This is a genomic window from Desulfospira joergensenii DSM 10085, assembly GCF_000420085.1.
Taxonomy (GTDB): Bacteria; Desulfobacterota; Desulfobacteria; order Desulfobacterales; family Desulfobacteraceae; genus Desulfospira; species Desulfospira joergensenii.
In genome coordinates, this window is record NZ_ATUG01000001.1 from 730,555 (window position 1) to 746,112 (window position 15,558).

17 protein-coding genes and 1 riboswitch are annotated in these 15,558 nt (G+C 52.4%); of the genes, 9 read left to right on the forward strand and 8 right to left on the reverse strand.

Going from position 1 to position 15,558, the window contains the following annotated elements; genetic code table 11:
* Nucleotides 1-54 precede the first annotated feature (54 nt).
* The 9 genes from F608_RS0103680 to F608_RS0103720 all read left to right on the forward strand — a co-directional run bounded on the left by F608_RS0103680 (nucleotide 55) and on the right by F608_RS0103720 (nucleotide 5,634).
* The gene (locus F608_RS0103680; RefSeq protein WP_022664264.1) at nucleotides 55-402 is read left to right on the forward strand and encodes a DUF3795 domain-containing protein; all 348 of its coding nucleotides are present in this window, start codon (nucleotides 55-57) and stop codon (nucleotides 400-402) included.
* 138 nt (nucleotides 403-540) lie between these two features.
* Nucleotides 541-855 (forward strand): YbjQ family protein, encoded by a 315-nt coding sequence (locus tag F608_RS0103685; RefSeq protein ID WP_022664265.1) that lies wholly within the window; start codon nucleotides 541-543, stop codon nucleotides 853-855.
* Between the two features lie 4 nt (nucleotides 856-859).
* Nucleotides 860-1,306 (forward strand): YbjQ family protein, encoded by a 447-nt coding sequence (locus F608_RS0103690; protein WP_022664266.1) that lies wholly within the window; start codon nucleotides 860-862, stop codon nucleotides 1,304-1,306.
* Between the two features lie 4 nt (nucleotides 1,307-1,310).
* Nucleotides 1,311-2,138, forward strand: a complete 828-nt coding sequence (locus tag F608_RS30590) for a M48 family metallopeptidase (RefSeq protein ID WP_208599513.1) — start codon at nucleotides 1,311-1,313, stop codon at nucleotides 2,136-2,138.
* A gap of 24 nt (nucleotides 2,139-2,162) precedes the next feature.
* Nucleotides 2,163-2,639, forward strand: a complete 477-nt coding sequence (locus F608_RS34355; RefSeq protein WP_022664268.1) for a GNAT family N-acetyltransferase — start codon at nucleotides 2,163-2,165, stop codon at nucleotides 2,637-2,639.
* Nucleotides 2,640-2,730: 91 nt separating this feature from the next.
* Complete coding sequence (locus F608_RS0103705; RefSeq protein WP_022664269.1) at nucleotides 2,731-3,672, forward strand: polysaccharide deacetylase family protein; 942 nt, start codon at nucleotides 2,731-2,733, stop codon at nucleotides 3,670-3,672.
* Between the two features lie 88 nt (nucleotides 3,673-3,760).
* The gene (locus F608_RS0103710) at nucleotides 3,761-4,480 is read left to right on the forward strand and encodes an SIMPL domain-containing protein (RefSeq protein ID WP_022664270.1); all 720 of its coding nucleotides are present in this window, start codon (nucleotides 3,761-3,763) and stop codon (nucleotides 4,478-4,480) included.
* An 84-nt stretch (nucleotides 4,481-4,564) separates the two neighbouring features.
* Nucleotides 4,565-4,954, forward strand: coding sequence for a hypothetical protein (locus F608_RS34360; protein ID WP_022664271.1), 390 nt, complete (start codon nucleotides 4,565-4,567; stop codon nucleotides 4,952-4,954).
* A 16-nt stretch (nucleotides 4,955-4,970) separates the two neighbouring features.
* Nucleotides 4,971-5,158: riboswitch (cobalamin riboswitch) on the forward strand.
* A 158-nt stretch (nucleotides 5,159-5,316) separates the two neighbouring features.
* Nucleotides 5,317-5,634, forward strand: a complete 318-nt coding sequence (locus tag F608_RS0103720; protein WP_022664272.1) for a hypothetical protein — start codon at nucleotides 5,317-5,319, stop codon at nucleotides 5,632-5,634.
* A gap of 268 nt (nucleotides 5,635-5,902) precedes the next feature.
* Here the strand turns inward: F608_RS0103720 and F608_RS0103730 are convergent, their stop codons facing one another.
* From F608_RS0103730 to F608_RS0103765, 8 genes are all read right to left on the reverse strand, one after another.
* Nucleotides 5,903-6,652, reverse strand: a complete 750-nt coding sequence (locus F608_RS0103730; RefSeq protein WP_027362444.1) for a creatininase family protein — start codon at nucleotides 6,650-6,652, stop codon at nucleotides 5,903-5,905.
* Between the two features lie 30 nt (nucleotides 6,653-6,682).
* Entirely contained in the window at nucleotides 6,683-7,837 is a 1,155-nt protein-coding gene (locus F608_RS0103735) for an ABC transporter substrate-binding protein (RefSeq protein WP_022664275.1), read from the reverse strand.
* 12 nt (nucleotides 7,838-7,849) lie between these two features.
* Nucleotides 7,850-8,857 (reverse strand): branched-chain amino acid ABC transporter permease, encoded by a 1,008-nt coding sequence (locus tag F608_RS30605; protein ID WP_022664276.1) that lies wholly within the window; start codon nucleotides 8,855-8,857, stop codon nucleotides 7,850-7,852.
* Nucleotides 8,854-9,753: a branched-chain amino acid ABC transporter permease gene (locus F608_RS0103745; RefSeq protein ID WP_022664277.1), complete on the reverse strand. Its 900-nt coding sequence runs from the start codon at nucleotides 9,751-9,753 to the stop codon at nucleotides 8,854-8,856. Before F608_RS0103745 ends, F608_RS30605 begins: the two co-directional genes overlap by 4 nt.
* Entirely contained in the window at nucleotides 9,753-10,475 is a 723-nt protein-coding gene (locus F608_RS0103750) for an ABC transporter ATP-binding protein (protein WP_022664278.1), read from the reverse strand. Before F608_RS0103750 ends, F608_RS0103745 begins: the two co-directional genes overlap by 1 nt.
* Nucleotides 10,462-11,259: an ABC transporter ATP-binding protein gene (locus tag F608_RS0103755; RefSeq protein ID WP_022664279.1), complete on the reverse strand. Its 798-nt coding sequence runs from the start codon at nucleotides 11,257-11,259 to the stop codon at nucleotides 10,462-10,464. The genes F608_RS0103750 and F608_RS0103755 overlap by 14 nt, the downstream gene beginning before the upstream one ends.
* Before the next feature lie 215 nt (nucleotides 11,260-11,474).
* Entirely contained in the window at nucleotides 11,475-12,353 is an 879-nt protein-coding gene (locus F608_RS34365; protein WP_022664280.1) for a response regulator, read from the reverse strand.
* Nucleotides 12,350-15,289: a hybrid sensor histidine kinase/response regulator gene (locus F608_RS0103765; protein ID WP_022664281.1), complete on the reverse strand. Its 2,940-nt coding sequence runs from the start codon at nucleotides 15,287-15,289 to the stop codon at nucleotides 12,350-12,352. Before F608_RS0103765 ends, F608_RS34365 begins: the two co-directional genes overlap by 4 nt.
* Nucleotides 15,290-15,558 lie beyond the last annotated feature (269 nt).

A 15,558-nucleotide genomic window follows, 5' to 3' on the forward strand; every position in this document is an offset into this window, starting at 1 on the left:
TCCGGCAGCCCCTGAATCTTGACGGACAACACAAATCAAAAAGGAGGATTACGTATGGAAGAGATGATTGCATATTGCGGCCTTGTCTGTTCAAGCTGCCCGACCTTCCTGGCCACTCTGAACGATGATGACAAAGCAAGAGAAGAGACGGCAAAGTTCCTGGCGGAAAAATACGGATTAAATTTAAAACCCGAAGAGATCAATTGTGACGGGTGTCTTTCTTCCGGGGAGAGGCTCATCGGCTATTGCAATACCTGTGAAGTCAGAAAGTGCGGCATGGCAAAATCAGTGGATAATTGTTCGGTCTGTGATGACGGGCCCTGTGAAAAGCTGAATCAATTCCATGAATTTTCCCCGGAAGCCAAAGCATCCTTTGAAGCCTTGGCAGGGAAAAACCATTGATCTTGAAGGGGATCAGGGGTACACATCTTAAGGAATCAAAGAATCTGGACGGATCTGAGCGGATGTTTCCATTGCCTTTGAGAAAATGATGCTGGTATAATCATCACCCAATGAACCTGAACCAGGAGGAAGAAGAAGATGCTGCTCACGAACACGGAAGAGATTCCAGGGAAAAAAATTACGGCCTTTTACGGTGTGGTTTCCGGGAGTACGGTCCGGGCCAAGCATGTGGGGAAAGATCTCATGGCCGGGATCAAGAATATTTTCGGCGGAGAATTGAAAGGATATACAGACCTTCTCCAGGAAACCCGGGATGAGGCCATTAACCGGATGAAATCCCAGGCAGAGCAGATGGGGGCCAATGCCATTGTGAATGTCCGTTTTTCAACTTCTTCCGTGGCTGCCGGTGCTGCAGAGATCTATGTCTACGGCACCGCCGTGACAGTGGAGTAAATCCATGGAACAACTCATTATATTTGTTGTTTTATTGTTCCTGGGCTATTCTTTCGGCCGATATGCGGAAAAAAGACATTACCGCTCCATTCTGGAGCGTGAAGAACTCTTATTGACCCTTCCCACGACTTCCAGAAAAAAGATTGGGGATGATTGCCGGAAAGTGGGTCAATGCGAGCTTGTCAACGGCAGTATGGTTGTATCGGTGGATTATTTTAAACGGATACTGGCCAAGCTTAGAAATTTCTTCGGGGGCAATGTCCAGTCCTATGAAACCCTGGTGGACCGGGCCAGACGCGAGGCGGTTCTGAGGATGAAGGAATCCTGTCCCGATGCGGACATGATCATCAACCTGCGCCTGGAGACCTCTTCCATCACCAAGGGGAAAAAGAACCAGGTGGGCTCGGTTGAAGTCCTGGCCTATGGGACGGCAATTTATTTTTTAGATTGATATGATGGAATATAAGCCCGCCCTGCCCCGGAAGAATGATAATGTCTCCCATGACCGGCCGGTCAGAGAATTTATCTTATTGTTTTCCGGGATCACTCTTTTTCTCCTGGCCCTGTTCTGGGTATCGGGTCTTCTGGTTGACCGGGCAGTGAATTATATCTCACCGGAGATGGAGGGGAAGATATTCTCGGCTTTCAGTCCCTCGGGAAAAGAGGCGGTCCGGGACTCGGATCCCCAACAGGCAGAACTCCAGTCCATGGTGAAGGCCTTAAGCCCATGCATTCATATTACCTATCCCTTAAGGGTTTATCTGATTGATTCCAGAACAGCCAATGCCATGGCCTTGCCCGGGGGCCGGATCCTCGTGTTTAAGGGGCTCCTGGATAAGGTAAAATCGGAAAACGGCCTTGCCTTTGTCCTTGCCCATGAACTGGCCCATTTTAAAAACAGGGATCATCTGCGGGGCATGGGCCGGGGAATCCTTATCACTGCCGCGGCTGCCCTGATCACGGGGGCCGGATCAGACCTTACCCGGTTCTTTACCCCGGCGGTGAACCTGAATACGGCTCACTATTCCCAGACCCGGGAGGGGCTGGCAGATGAGAAGGCATTGGAGGTGCTGGATTGTTTTTACGGCCATGTGGGCGGGGCTTCTGAATTTTTCAATGCCATGGCACCCGGAGATAAGGAAAAATATAATTTGATCGGACATTATTTCAGCAGCCATCCCGAAGCAGTGGAACGGATCAAAAATCTTCAGGAGCTTGCAGACGAATCAGGCTTTCCTGTCCAGGCGGTAAAGCCACTGCCCGGGGTTTTTAAAAAAAAATGAATCCTTTTGTTGAAGGTGTAAAATATGGATGTTTATGATTCAGAATTGACGGATTGGGAGGCGTGGCTGGCTCTGGCAAGGGAGGTGGAGCCTTTATTTGGTCCCATGGCCGATGAACCCGGCTTCCAAAAAGCATTACACCAGGCGATTTCCGAAAACAGGGCGTTTTGTATTGGATTGGATCGGGATGGAAATAATCAGGGGGTAAAAGGGGGGATTGTCATTTCAAAAGAGTCAAATGAAATCGCCTGGCTTGCCGTTTCACAAGCGTATCGCAAAATGGGATTCGGCCGGAAATTGATTGAGTTTGCCCTGGGCAGACTGGATCAGAAAAAAAGCATATTTGTACAGACCTTTGATAAATCCGTCCCCCAGGGAAATCCTGCAAGAAAGCTGTATATGGATTTTGGTTTTACTGATTTTAAGGACGGGGGATTCAATCCGGCAGGAGTATGGACTGTGATCATGAAATTGGCAGCCTCAAAGCCCGTCTGCAAATAGCCCGGGGGAGTATGTGCTGCGGTAGAGACCGATGCACCCTATGTCCGCCGCTGGACGGGGCCGAAGAAACAGAGTTTCGGGAAAAGGAAAAATGAAACGCGTAATCTATGTTATGGATAAAAAATTAAATGGTTCCGGATTAATCATATTCTTAATCCTTATATTGCTTTGGCTGCCTTTGTATAGTCAGGCCCAGAGTATCGCCCTCTCCTTTGATGACGGCTTTGATCCCCGGAAGCAGCCCCTGGCATCTTCGTGGTCCGCATCGATTTTGAAAGCCTTGTCAAAAGCCCGGATCAAGTCAATTCTGTTCCCTACAGGAAAACGGGTCGACAGTCCTGCCGGTCTCAGGCTGGTGAGAGACTGGGGAAAGGCAGGTCACGCAGTTGCCAACCATACCTATTCCCATCTCAATTTCTGCTCGGAAAAGACAACGCTGAAACAATTCATCATGGAAACCCAAAAAAGCGAAACCTTGTTAAAGGACATGCCCGGTTGGACCAAACGTCTGCGTTTCCCATACCTTAAAGAGGGAGAAACCCTGTCAAAACGGGATGGATTCAGAAACTGGCTGGCAGACCATGGATACCAATCAGGAGCGGTGAGCATTGATGCCAGTGACTGGTATTACAACAATCGCTATCTGGCCTGGAAAAAGAGGCATCCGGACGGGGATCCGTCACCCTTTTGCATTGCCTATCTAAACCATCTGTGGAACCGCGCCGTTTACTACGATTCTTTATCCCAACAGATCCACAACCGGAGCACAAATCACGTTCTTCTTCTGCATACCAACGCAATCAACGCTGCTTTTCTGCCTGACATCATCCTTATGTTCAAATCAAAGGGCTGGGTATTCATCTCTCCGGAAGAGGCATACGGGGACCCGGTTTACGCTATGCGGCCGGCGGGGCTGCCGGCAGGGGAAAGCATTCTCTGGGCTCTGGCAAAACAAAATGGCCTCAAGAACCTTCGCTACCCGGCAGAGAGCGATATCTATGAAAAACCCTTGTTGGACAGGTCGGGGCTGTAGCCGGGTGGCATAATATTTTAACTGGACCGATCAAAAAAGGGGCGGGAAAACCGCAGAGTTTGAACCGATACAACAAAAGGAGATTCTCGTGCAACAGAACAGCAGGGCAAGTGCTTTTATATTGGGGGCCTTTTTATTCATTGGATTATCATCACTGGGTTTTCTGCTGGGCAAGGCGGCCATAGAATATAAACGATATGACCGGAGCGTCACGGTAAAGGGATTGTCCGAACGGGAATATGATGCGGATATTGTCATATGGCCCATTCAGTTTACCGCAGCCGGCAATGATCTGGAGACGCTGTACGGATCCATGGAAAACAACACCTCAAAGATCAAGGCATTCCTCGGTAAAAATGCCATTCTCCCCGAAGAGATCAGTTTTGCAGCTCCGGCCATTACGGATAAATCCGCCCAGCAATACGGCAGCAACGCCCGGCCTGAATTCCGATACACCGCTTCCCAGACCGTGACCGTATATTCCAAAAACATTCCGGCGGTTCGGGCTGTGATGGGCTCCCTGTCCGAGCTTGGAAAGCAGGGCATTGTATTTACCGGGGGCAACTATCAGTCGCAGACGGAATATCTCTTTACCCGGCTCAATGAAATCAAGCCTGAAATGATTGAGGAAGCCACGAGAAAAGCCAGGGAGGTCGCCCAGAAGTTTGCCTCGGATTCCCAGAGCCGGCTGGGAAAGATAAAAAGGGCGTCCCAGGGCCAGTTCAGCATAAATGCCCGGGATAAAAACAATCCCCATATCAAAAAGGTCCGCGTGGTATCCACCATTGAATATTATCTGTCAGACTAGGATCTAAAGGGAACACCCTGATAATGCCTGACTTTATAACAAATTAATCGAAAAAGAGGATCATGCCGGAACGAAGGAAAACCCATGAAACCCCATAATCATCTTCGGATTTTCATCCTGGTCACAACGGCATGGCTCCTATTCTGGGCAGCCGGGCTTCCGGATTATTACCAGCAGTACTCCACCCGGACCATGATCTTCTTTGATCTCATTATTTTACCGCCGATCTGGTTCATCATCTATCTGAGTGTAAAAAAGGCAAGACCGGGCCGGGCCTTTACCGCTTCCCTGTGGTGGGCATTTTATATTTCCGTCCCTTTGTTTGTTTATGATCTCTTATATGCCGGGATCTTTCTCGGCCACGGCCTGAATTTCCTGGGAACATATTGGTATTTAACCGTCTACTATATTCTTCCCTGGATTATTTTTCCGCCCACGGGCCGGTTCATTGATAAAAAAAGGATTTCACCTTGACTTTCCATCTGATCCATTGAATAATCCTTTTCAAGGTGCTCATTTTGGGCTTAATAGGGAATCCCGTTGGAATCGGGAGCGGTCCCGCCGCTGTGATCGGGGACGAACTCTGCAAAAAGCCACTGTTCGATGAATCGAATCGGGAAGGCGCAGACATTAGAATGATCCGAAAGTCAGAAAACCTGCCTTAAAGAATTGCTGATGCCCTGCGGCGTTACAGGGATCCGGCGGTAAAGTGGAAAGGCCCAAGTAAACTGGGTGCAGCCTTTCAAGCAAAAACAGCTTGAAGGGCTTTTTTTATGCCGGCGTTCAGTCCTGGTGAAGGCAGGGAGGTGTTTAACAACAACCCAGAAGGAATACACATGATTGAACCGAATCAAAAAACCATTGAGGAAATGTTCATGATCCGGACCAAGGAGATCGAAGTGGTTGGATCTTTAATCAAAGAAACACCCGAAGAATTTTCATCCAAGGGAACGGTCAACTTCAGGGACGGAACCTTCTGGGCTTTCCAGTCCCCCCCGGGAGAACGGTGCGAAATCAAGAAAAAACTGGAAGATATGTTTGAAAAAACAGCGGCTTTTTACGACACCGAGATCATTTATCATTCTTTTAAAATGGATCTTTCCCAGGAAGGATCGGGAGACCCGTCCCATACAAAGCCGCGCTTTCTGAATTAGCCGAATTCCCTGGGTCCGTGTTCCCGCACTCGCAAAGCCTCTCTCCTAATTTTCGAGTGGCACGGGCCCGGGGATTTTTCCTGAATAGATCAAGGCTGTCCGGGGCCGGGGATATCCCGGACTGAGATATTCGGGGGAAAACGTTCCCAAGATAAAAAAGCCCGGCCGCATCTGACCGTTGACGGGCAGATGCAGCCGGGGGATAAAAAAAATGTGAGCCATGGGCCGGACCCGGAAAAAATCCCGGGTCCGGCCTTGGGTCTGCATTTTATTTTTTAAGGTATCTCCATCCCTGGGCGTCCATGCGGGTAACAAAATCCACAAGATAATCCACAAGGGCGGTTTTCATCTTCTCCCCCTTTTCCGGAGTGGCCTTTTCCGGGGCTCCGCTGGCCCCCAGGTCGGTGAGTTCGGAAAAATTCCAGACCAGCTTCACGTTGCTGTCCATCTCCGGGATCATGCCCCTGGCCCGGCTCATATCACAGAGTTCCGGGAACATGGCAAGTCCGATGGAGGTCTCCCCTTCCCCGCCGTGGCCCAGTCCGTCCCATACCTCAAAGGTATCTTCGGGCACCAGGTTTCCTGCGGTGACCCACCAGGCGTCCAGGACGGCCAGGTTAAAGTCCGGATACTTGACCTTGACCTTCCGGGCGGCAATTTCAATGGGGGCAATATTGCCGTCATGGCCGTTGATGATTAATACCTTGTTGATGCCCCAGTGGATAATGGATTCAAGCATCTCACCCACCACCTTGATCAGGGTTTCATCGGACAGGGTGATACACATGGGTTTGTGCCGGTAATGGGCGCTCATGCCGAACCATAAAGGGGGCGCCACCACGGTATGTTCCAGCCGGGAAGCAATGGAAAGGGCAAGATCGTAGCTGACCAGGGAGTCGCATCCAAAGGGCAGATGGGCCCCATGGCTTTCCGTGGATCCAATGGCCAGAATCACCTTGTCAACCCCTGCTTCCTGAAAAGAATGCTCGTTGAGTTCTTCAAGTTTAACCGTTTTCATCAAAATCTCCTTTTCCAGGGCTGTTCCTGTTTATTTTGACTCGGGAAACCAGACTTCTTCCACATTGTACTCCCCTTTTTTCACGCTGATGATGGAGACCCCTTTGACCGGGACTCCGCTGGGGCGGGTATAGGAGATTTCACCGGTGACGGCCTTGAAGCCCATGGTCTTGGCCAGGCTTTCCTTCAATGCCTTGGGATCGGCTGAACCGGCCCTTGTGATGGCGTCGGCAATCAGATCAATGGCATCGTAGCCCAGGGGGGCAAAGGCATTTTCCGGGGGAACCCCATACTCTTTTTTATAGTTTTCCACAAATTCGGTGACCTCGGGCCGGGAATCCGCCCGGTAGGTGTGGGTGGAAAAGTAGATGTCATTGGCCAGTTCCTTTCCAGGGACAGAGACGATGAGCTCGGTATCAAATCCGTCACCGCTGACAATGGGAAGGGTGAGTCCGTTTTCCCGGATCTGCTTGGTGGTCAGGCCGGCCTCGTTGGGAATGGAGGAAATGAAAATGGCGTCAGGCTTGGGAGAGGCGTTTTTGAGCCTTGCGATCTGGGCGGAAAAATCCTTGTCCCCCATCATGAAGAAATCTTCCAGAACCAGGTTCATGCCCAGCTCCTTGGCCCGCTGTTTGTAGAACCGGGAAAGGGTCTTGGTAAAGTCCATGGAATTGTCGGTCCACACGACAAAGTTCTTTACCCCCAGGGATTTAAAAGAGTAGTCGGCAATGGCAAAGGACTGGTCGTCATCCCCAAAGGGAACCATGAACATGCAGTCCCCGATCATCTTGGGAAGGGTGGGAAGGGTGGCGCCGGAGGTCACAAAGGGAATCCCCTTTTTCTGGAACCGGGGAGCAGAGGGCAGAACAAAGGCAGGGTCGGAGTGGCCGATGCCTGCGATGACCCCTTTGCTGAGAAGCTTTTTGGCGCCGATGGCTGCGGCTTTCTGGTCGGTTTTCGCATCCACGGAGATCAGTTCGATCATCCGGCCGTCCAGGAGTCCGCCCTTTTCATTGATGAGTTTTACGGCAAGCTGGGCGCCGCGAAGGGAGGGGGTGTCAATGGAGGACATGCCTCCGGTCAGGCTGTACAGGGCACCGATTTTAATGGGTTCGGCACCGAAACAGGGGGATACAAGAGCCATGGACATGAGGACCATAACAACAAGCTTTACACATTTTTTCATCTTACAATCTCCTTAATTACCGGTTTGGGGTTTATGTCTGCCCAGGATAAATCCGGGTTCGCTGCTGCCGAACATACCGCTGGGCCTAAAAATCAGAATTGAGATAAGAACCAGGGAGGTGACGATCTCACCCACCCCGTAAATACCGAAGTTTTCCTCCAGAGGACGGAAGGCTTCGTTGATCAGGGTAAAGAAAACCGCGGCCAGGGCAGATCCTGTAATGCTCCCGGTACCGCCCACCACCACCATGACCACAAGGTTGAAGGACATGATCAGGGAAAAGGAACCCGGGGTCACCGCGGTGATGAGATGGGCCCATAATCCCCCGGCGATCCCGGCAAAGAAAGCCCCCGATACCAGGGCGAAATTGCGCATGGCAAAGAGATCCACCCCCAGGGAATTGGCCGCCATTTCATCTTCCCGCATGGCCAGCATGGCCCTGCCCAGGGAAGAAAATTTGATTTTCCAGCAAAAATAAATGGTAAAGGCCACCCAGGCAGCCACCCAGTATAGATTGGTGAAGTCTTCCAGCCCGTTGAGTCCCAGGGGTCCCCGGGTGACGGATTCGGAATTGTTGAGCAGGACCTGGACGATGATGAGAAATCCCATGGTGGCCACGGCCAGGTAATGGCCCTTGAGGCGGAGGACCGAACTTCCGATCAAAAGAGCCACCAGGGAGGCCAGACATCCCCCGGCAACCAGGGCCGGAAAAAACGGGACATGGATCGGGACCATCCAAAGGGGAAGATCCGGCAGAAACAAGGGCTTTTTGTCCGGGGAAAAGGTTAACAGAGCCGTGGTATATCCGCCGATGGCCATGAAGGCGGGATGGCCCAGGGAAAAGAGGCCGGTGAATCCATTGGTCAGGTTGAGGCTCACGGCCAGAACGATATTGATGCCGGCAAAGCAGACAATGGCGATAAAATAATCATTGGTAAAGGAATCCACGCAAAAGGCACATAGGGCAAGGGCCGTAATAAAGATGCCGAGGCTGTAAAGGGGTCGCTTGGAGTTTATCATGCCCTTTCCTCCATATCTTTTCCCAGAAGCCCGTTGGGCAGGACAATGAGAATCAGGATCAGGGTGCCGAAGACAAATGCATCCCGGTATGAGGAATAGATTGGGGGCAAGAGCCCCACAAAGGCCACCTCGCTGATCCCCAGGACAAATCCGCCCAGGATGGCCCCGGGAATCGATCCCACACCGCCGATGACCGCTGCCACAAAAGATTTGAGCCCGGGGATATACCCCATGAGGGGATCGATCTGCCCGAATTTGCCCCCCCACATCAGCCCGGCGATCCCGGCCAGGCCGCTGCCAATGGCAAAGGTGGCCATGATGGTCCTGTTGATATTGATTCCCATGAGTCTTGCCACGTCCAGGTTTTCCGCCGTGGCCCTCATGGCGATCCCCAGCTTTGTCTTCCGTACCATGAAGATCAGGGCAGCCATGAGAAAAACCGCACCCAGAAAAATCACCAGGTCCACCACCCGGAAACTGGCCGGCCCCACCTGGATCAGGGTCTGCATGTATTTGGGAAAGGTGAAGTTCCTGGGCTGGGCGCTCATGGTGAGAATCCCGATGTTCTGGAGCATGACGGAAATGCCCAGGGAGGCGATGAATCCGGTCACCTGGGGGGCCCCCCGCATGGGCCGGAAAGAGATCCTTTCAATGAGGATTCCCGCGCCGCAGCCCACCAGGACCACGAACAGGGCCACCACGGGAAAGGGGATGATATTGGAGGCTTCCATGAGGGCCAGGGTGGTAAAGGCCCCGATCATCACGATATCCCCGTGGGCAAAATTGATGAGGCGGACAATGCCGTAAATCATGGAGAATCCAATGGCCACAAGGGCGTACATGCTGCCCAGTATCAATCCGTTGACCAGTTGCTGTATGAGATACCCTGAATCCATTATTTCCCTCCCAGAAAAGCTTTTTGGACCCCGGGGTCACAGGCAAGATCGCGGCTGGATCCCGAAAGCAGCACCCGGCCGGTCTCAATCACATAGGCCCGGCTGGACAGCTCAAGGGCCATTACGGCATTCTGTTCGACAATCAGGATGGTCACCCCCTGTGCGTTAATGGTCTGGATCATGTTAAAGATAATTTCAATGGCAAGGGGGGCCAGGCCCAGGGAAGGCTCATCCAGAATCAGAAGCCTGGGCCGGCTCATGAGGGCCCTTCCTAAGGCCAGCATCATCTGTTCGCCTCCGGACAGCACCCCGCCTGCCTGGTTTTCCCGTTTTTCCAGGATGGGAAACATGTCAAACACCATGTCCAGGTCTTTTTGAATCCCCTTATCCGACCGGAGATAGGCGCCGATGAGCAAATTCTCTTTCACCGAGAGCTGGGAAAAGATGCCCCTGCCCTCCGGACAATGGGAGATCCCGGCCTGAACGATCTGCTCCGGGGCCATTCCCGTGATCTCAAGGGGCTCTTTCCCCTTTTCCGGTGTGTAGTCTATCCTGCCCCGGGCGGGATGGAGCAGTCCGGATACGGTTCTCAGGGTGGTGGTCTTGCCGGCACCATTGGCCCCCACCAGGGCGACGATTTCCCCCTGGTCCACAGAGAGGCTCAGTTTTCTGAGCACATGGGTCTTTCCCCGGTACACGTCAATGTTTTCAACACTCAGCATCTGTTTTTTCCTTTGGGGCTCCCAGATAGGCCTTGATCACCTCGGGGGACTCCTGGATTTCTCCGGGGGTTCCCTGGGCAAGGAGCCGGCCCTGGTTTAAAACCTGGATTCTCCGGCAGAGGTTCATGACCATGTGCATGTCATGTTCCACCACCAGGATACTCATGGAATAATCTGAATGGATTTTCCGGATGATCTCCATGAGGTCGGCGGTCTCCTGGTGGTTCATGCCGGCGGCCGGTTCATCCAGTAGAAGTACCTTTGGCCGTGCGGCCAGGGCCCGGGCGATTTCCATTCTGCGCTGGTCTCCATAGGGAAGGTTTTTGGCCGGTTCATCCAGGAGGTCCCCAAGACCCATCATCTGCCCAAACCCCCTGGCCTCCCGGTCGATCTTTTCTTCCGTCCGGCAGAATTTCTTTGTATGGCAGAGGGTATGGAAAAGGTTTCGGCCCTGGTGCATGTGAAAGGCCACCTTGATATTGTCCAGCACACTTAGGTCCTTGAACAGCCGGATGTTCTGAAAGGTCCTGGCAATCCCGGCCTTGGCCGTCTGGGAAGGAGAAAAAGAGGTAATCTCTTCCCCATTGAGGAATATGCGGCCCCGGCTGGGCTTTAAAATCCCGGAAAGCATGTTGAACACCGTGGTTTTGCCGGCTCCATTGGGACCGATCAACCCCATTAGCTCGTTTTCCCCCAGGGAGAGGGTATAATCGGATACGGCCACAATCCCCCCAAATCGTTTTTCCAGGCCTTCCACCCGGAGCAATAGATCTTTTCGGGGCATGAACACCTCTCCTTATCCTTTATTTCTTTGTAAAATCCACAAAATCAACGGGAATTCACCCATCATTCCAGTCCATACGATAAAGGGCCGGGCCCCAGTCCATACGATAAAGGGCCGGGCCGTAAAAGTAAATACAGGGAAACCATAGAATATATACAGGTAAAAACTATAGGTGTGGACAAATCTGCAGAAAGGCAGATCTGTTTTCCAGGCGCCTATTTCAGGGTGATGTCATTGAGATAGACGGCCAGATTGATTTTTTTACCGATCAGCCCCAGTTTTTTTCTCAGGTTTTGTCGGTGAAAGGAAACCGCCGGCTCGGAAATATGAAGGACATCTGAAATTTCCACGTTGGTTTTTCCCATCTTGATCAGGGCGGCCACCTCCATCTCCCTGGGGGTGATGCCGGCTGCCTTTTGAAAAAGCCTGGAGGAAAACCCGGATGTGATTTCCTCCAGGTTGGAACCGATTACATCGGCCAGGGCCTTTTGCTGAAGGGTCAGACCGGTTTGATTCAGCCGTTTCAGGGTGGGCAGGATCAGGGAATTGATCTGGCTGACCACGTTTTCCTCAAGCTTTTCCCTTTCCGTGCGCCGGTGTTCCAGAAGGACCTTGAGGGCGGTATTGGACTCTTCCAGCTTGATGGTGCGCCGGTGAACCAGTTCTTCCAGGTTCTGCTTCATCCGGGTCAGGGCCAGGTGGAGTTTCACCCGGGCCAGGACCTCCAGGGCCTGGAAAGGCTTGGTAATATAGTCAATCCCCCCTGCCCTGAAAGCCTGGGTTTTTTCAATGGATCCGCCCAGGGCGCTGATGAAGATAATGGGAACCTCCCGGGTTTCAGGATTTTTTTTAAATTTCCGGCAGACCTCAAATCCGTCCATTTCCGGCATCCGGATATCGAGGATGATGAGATCGGGCAGCTTCTTTTCAACGGCCTTCAGGGCAAGGGATCCGCTCCGGGCCTGTCTGACGCCGAATCCCTGGTCCGCCAGGATACCGGTGAGCAGTTTCAGGCTTTCCAGGCTGTCATCGATAATCATAATGGTGTGGTCGCCGGGGACCAGGGTGTCTGAAATGCTTTGATCGATTTTCATTTTTCAGGTCCTTTTATCATGGCCAGGATCTCTTCAAACTTGAATTCATTGGCCAGACAGGCCAGGCCCTCTGCCGTTGACCGGTCTCTCTTTTTTATCCTTTCAATGCAGGCAAGGGTAAGTTGCTGGTTCAGCTCTGCAGAGGCGGTCTTTAATTCGGCCAGGATTCCCCGGGGCAGCAGGGCCACTTTGTCAGGATCAAAACTCCCCGGGGATTCATCCTGTTTTCCGGCAGAATCCTCTTCATAGGCAAAGGTGACCCCCAGGTGGCGGACCAGCTTGTCAAAGAGTTTGGTTTCGTCCAATGGTTTCCGGATAAAATCGTCAAACCCGGCCGAAAGGATCTGAACCCGTTCCCCTTCAAAGGCATGGGCAGTCAGGGCAATCACCGGGATATGCAGTCCGGCTGCGGCGGATTTTATCTTTTTTGCGGCGGCCAGGCCGTCCATCACAGGCATCCGGATATCCATGAGAACCAGGTCGGGGCTGAGGCTGAAAAATTTTTCAACGGCTTTTCGACCGTCTTCGGCCGTATGAATGGTAAATCCCAGGGAGGTGAGCAGCTTTTTCAAAATAATCCGGCTCTGTTCATGGTCTTCGGCCAGGAGGATCGAATAGGGTCCCTGGCCCGGGGCCAGTCCCACGGGCCAGGGACGGGTGTCCTGGACCGGAATCTCCCTGGGTTCGGCAATCCCCACGGGCAGGTCAAAGAAAAAGGTCGATCCCCTGCCCGGCTCGCTTTTTACCTTTAGATCCCCCCCCATGATCCGGACAAAATGGCGGCTGATGGTCAGTCCCAGGCCCGTTCCGGTCACCCCGGAGGCGCTGCGCTCTGCCCGGGCAAACCGGTTGAATATGAGATTCGCATCCCCGGGATCGATCCCCCTGCCCGTATCCCTGATTTCAAACCGGATCCATGCATCCGGAGTATGGTCCCGGATGCCGCCCCTGTCCCAGGGCAGGGGTTCCAGATGTGCCTCGACCCGGTATGCCCGGATGGTCACCTTTCCCTCATCCGTGTACTTGATGGCATTGCCCAGCAGATTGATCATCACCTGTCTTAATTTGACCTTATCCGTCTGGACGTATCGGGGGCCTTCCCCATCTTTTTCAAGGGTGAAGACCAGCTGTTTTTCAGCGGCCCGCTGTTGAAACATGGCGGCAATCTTTTCCAGAAAATCAAACAGATCAAAGTTTTCAGGGCTGAAATAGGCTTTTTGGTTTTCAATTTTCGACAGATCAAGGACATCGTTGATGAGAGCCAGGAGCTGGTCGCCGCTCTGCTGGATACATCTCAGGCTTTCACATTGATCCTTTGTAAGCGAGGCATCCCGTTCCATGAAACGGCTGAAGCCGAGGATGACGTTCAAGGGGGTTCTCAGTTCATGGGACATGTTTGCCAGAAACATGCTTTTATCCCGGTTGGCCGTTTCCGCGGCCTTTTTCGCCCGGACAAGGTCCCGCGTCCGGGAGGCCACCTGGTCTTCCAGGTTGAGCCTGGCATTTTCAAGGTCCTGGTAGTTTTTTTTCAATCGCCCCCCTGCCCTGATAAAGGTCCGGGTCAGGAGACCGAATTCATCGGACCGGGTCCCCAGGGACTCCAGATGGGCCAGGGCCCCGATCTCATGGCTTTTTTCCCTGGAAAGGGCATTAAAATTTTCCGCCGCCCGGGTCAGTACCCCCAGGGGACGGGAAATATTTTTCCGGACCACCAGGTATATGATGGACAGGGCCGCCATGAGAGAGCCCAGTCCAAGGGCCAGGGTAAAGAGGACATCGGTCATGATCTGATCCTGAAACATGGCCTTGTAATAGACCGAGGCAAGGTACCAGTCCGGCCCCTCTATCTTTGTCACGGCAATGAGTTCATCATTTTCATTGCTGTCGATGATGGCCGGGAAAGCAGACACGGATCTGATCTTTTCATAGAGGGAAGAAAGGCTGGCATCCTTTGCCAGGTCTACACTGTACTTGGGATTCCGGCTGGATATGGTCTCGGCGATCTTATAGGGATGAACAATGATGTATCCCTCCCGGTCCAGGATGATGCTGTAAGAGGATACGGCACTGTCGCTCAGGTTGCGGTTAAAAAAATCACCGCATTCGATGTCCGTGCCAATGGTCCCGATCTGTTTTCCTTGAACATCAATGGGCAATGCTGCAGATATCATCCATTGTCCGGCAAGGGAATCAAAATAGAGACCGGTCCATACGATGCGCCGGCCGGGGTTATTCTTTTTATCGGTCTTTGAGAACCAGTCGCTTTCCCTGCCTTTAAAATCGCCTGAAATCCGGGTTGCCGGCCGGATGTCCGGCCAATAACTTAAGGAGACACCCTTTGCCCCCACAAACCAGAGGTTTACGAATCGGGAGCGCCAGGCCGGCCCGTATTTCAGGATCAGACCGTGGAGGATGCCCATCTGCCGTTTGATTTCCCCGGTGATCTCCACGTGGGGTTCCGCGGACATAGCCATGCCGTGTTCAAAGATCCCCTCCCCGGTCCATACCCCGTCAAAATATTCCCGGGGAGACCCGAGGGCTCCGCTCTCCTGCTTCTCCATATGGGAATCAAACCAGGGGGCAAAGTCGGTTCTCGGATCATTTTCGTATTGAAAACAGAACTCGTTTTTCAGCCGGATCAGGTTGTCCTTGGCCAGGCGGAAGAGTTCACTCTCCCGGTTCCCGCGCTGGATAATATACTCGTGGAGCTGATCATGGAATTGAATCTCCATCTTCCGGGTCAGATACTTGTTGGTAATCAGGGTAATCCCCACGATTAAAGAGGCAAACAAAACAAAGAGATGGGTGATAATGGTGCGGGACAGGGGGACCAGCCGGACCCGGGATCGGGAAAGGCCCGGGGTGTTGTCTGCCCGGCTCTCTGCCGGCTCCACCGGGGGAAGGTTTTCCCCATATGTTTTTGTATTTTTTGTCACCCGGTATTTTTAAAGTATATTTCTTCCTGTGTCCAGCTTTTGGGGTGCCGGCTCAGGGGGAGGCGAAAAAAGGGGTACATTTTATTTTTCGGGACCGGGCGTGCGGAATGCGCACCTTTTTTAAATAAAATCCTTTGCTAAAAACCGGTCCCCGGCCCGGGAGAGGGCCAATATTCCTGTGTCCTCCCCGATAAAAAAGGTTTACCGGGAATGATAAACTTGCCATAAAGAAACGGCATTAGATTTGCAATACCAGATTAAAAAACCAG

Bases quoted from the DNA above. Each gene is read 5' to 3' on its own strand.
- F608_RS34365 (WP_022664280.1), bottom strand. From the start codon at position 12,353: ATGAAAATCGATCAAAGCATTTCAGACACCCTGGTCCCCGGCGACCAC.
- F608_RS34360 (WP_022664271.1), top strand. From the start codon at position 4,565: ATGAAACCCCATAATCATCTTCGGATTTTCATCCTGGTCACAACGGCA.
- F608_RS0103735 (WP_022664275.1), bottom strand. From the start codon at position 7,837: ATGAAAAAATGTGTAAAGCTTGTTGTTATGGTCCTCATGTCCATGGCT.
- F608_RS34355 (WP_022664268.1), top strand. From the start codon at position 2,163: ATGGATGTTTATGATTCAGAATTGACGGATTGGGAGGCGTGGCTGGCT.
- F608_RS0103720 (WP_022664272.1), top strand. From the start codon at position 5,317: ATGATTGAACCGAATCAAAAAACCATTGAGGAAATGTTCATGATCCGG.
- F608_RS0103755 (WP_022664279.1), bottom strand. From the start codon at position 11,259: ATGCCCCGAAAAGATCTATTGCTCCGGGTGGAAGGCCTGGAAAAACGA.
- F608_RS0103690 (WP_022664266.1), top strand. From the start codon at position 860: ATGGAACAACTCATTATATTTGTTGTTTTATTGTTCCTGGGCTATTCT.
- F608_RS0103685 (WP_022664265.1), top strand. From the start codon at position 541: ATGCTGCTCACGAACACGGAAGAGATTCCAGGGAAAAAAATTACGGCC.
- F608_RS0103745 (WP_022664277.1), bottom strand. From the start codon at position 9,753: ATGGATTCAGGGTATCTCATACAGCAACTGGTCAACGGATTGATACTG.
- F608_RS0103750 (WP_022664278.1), bottom strand. From the start codon at position 10,475: ATGCTGAGTGTTGAAAACATTGACGTGTACCGGGGAAAGACCCATGTG.
- F608_RS0103730 (WP_027362444.1), bottom strand. From the start codon at position 6,652: ATGAAAACGGTTAAACTTGAAGAACTCAACGAGCATTCTTTTCAGGAA.
- F608_RS0103705 (WP_022664269.1), top strand. From the start codon at position 2,731: ATGAAACGCGTAATCTATGTTATGGATAAAAAATTAAATGGTTCCGGA.
- F608_RS30590 (WP_208599513.1), top strand. From the start codon at position 1,311: ATGGAATATAAGCCCGCCCTGCCCCGGAAGAATGATAATGTCTCCCAT.
- F608_RS0103680 (WP_022664264.1), top strand. From the start codon at position 55: ATGGAAGAGATGATTGCATATTGCGGCCTTGTCTGTTCAAGCTGCCCG.
- F608_RS30605 (WP_022664276.1), bottom strand. From the start codon at position 8,857: ATGATAAACTCCAAGCGACCCCTTTACAGCCTCGGCATCTTTATTACG.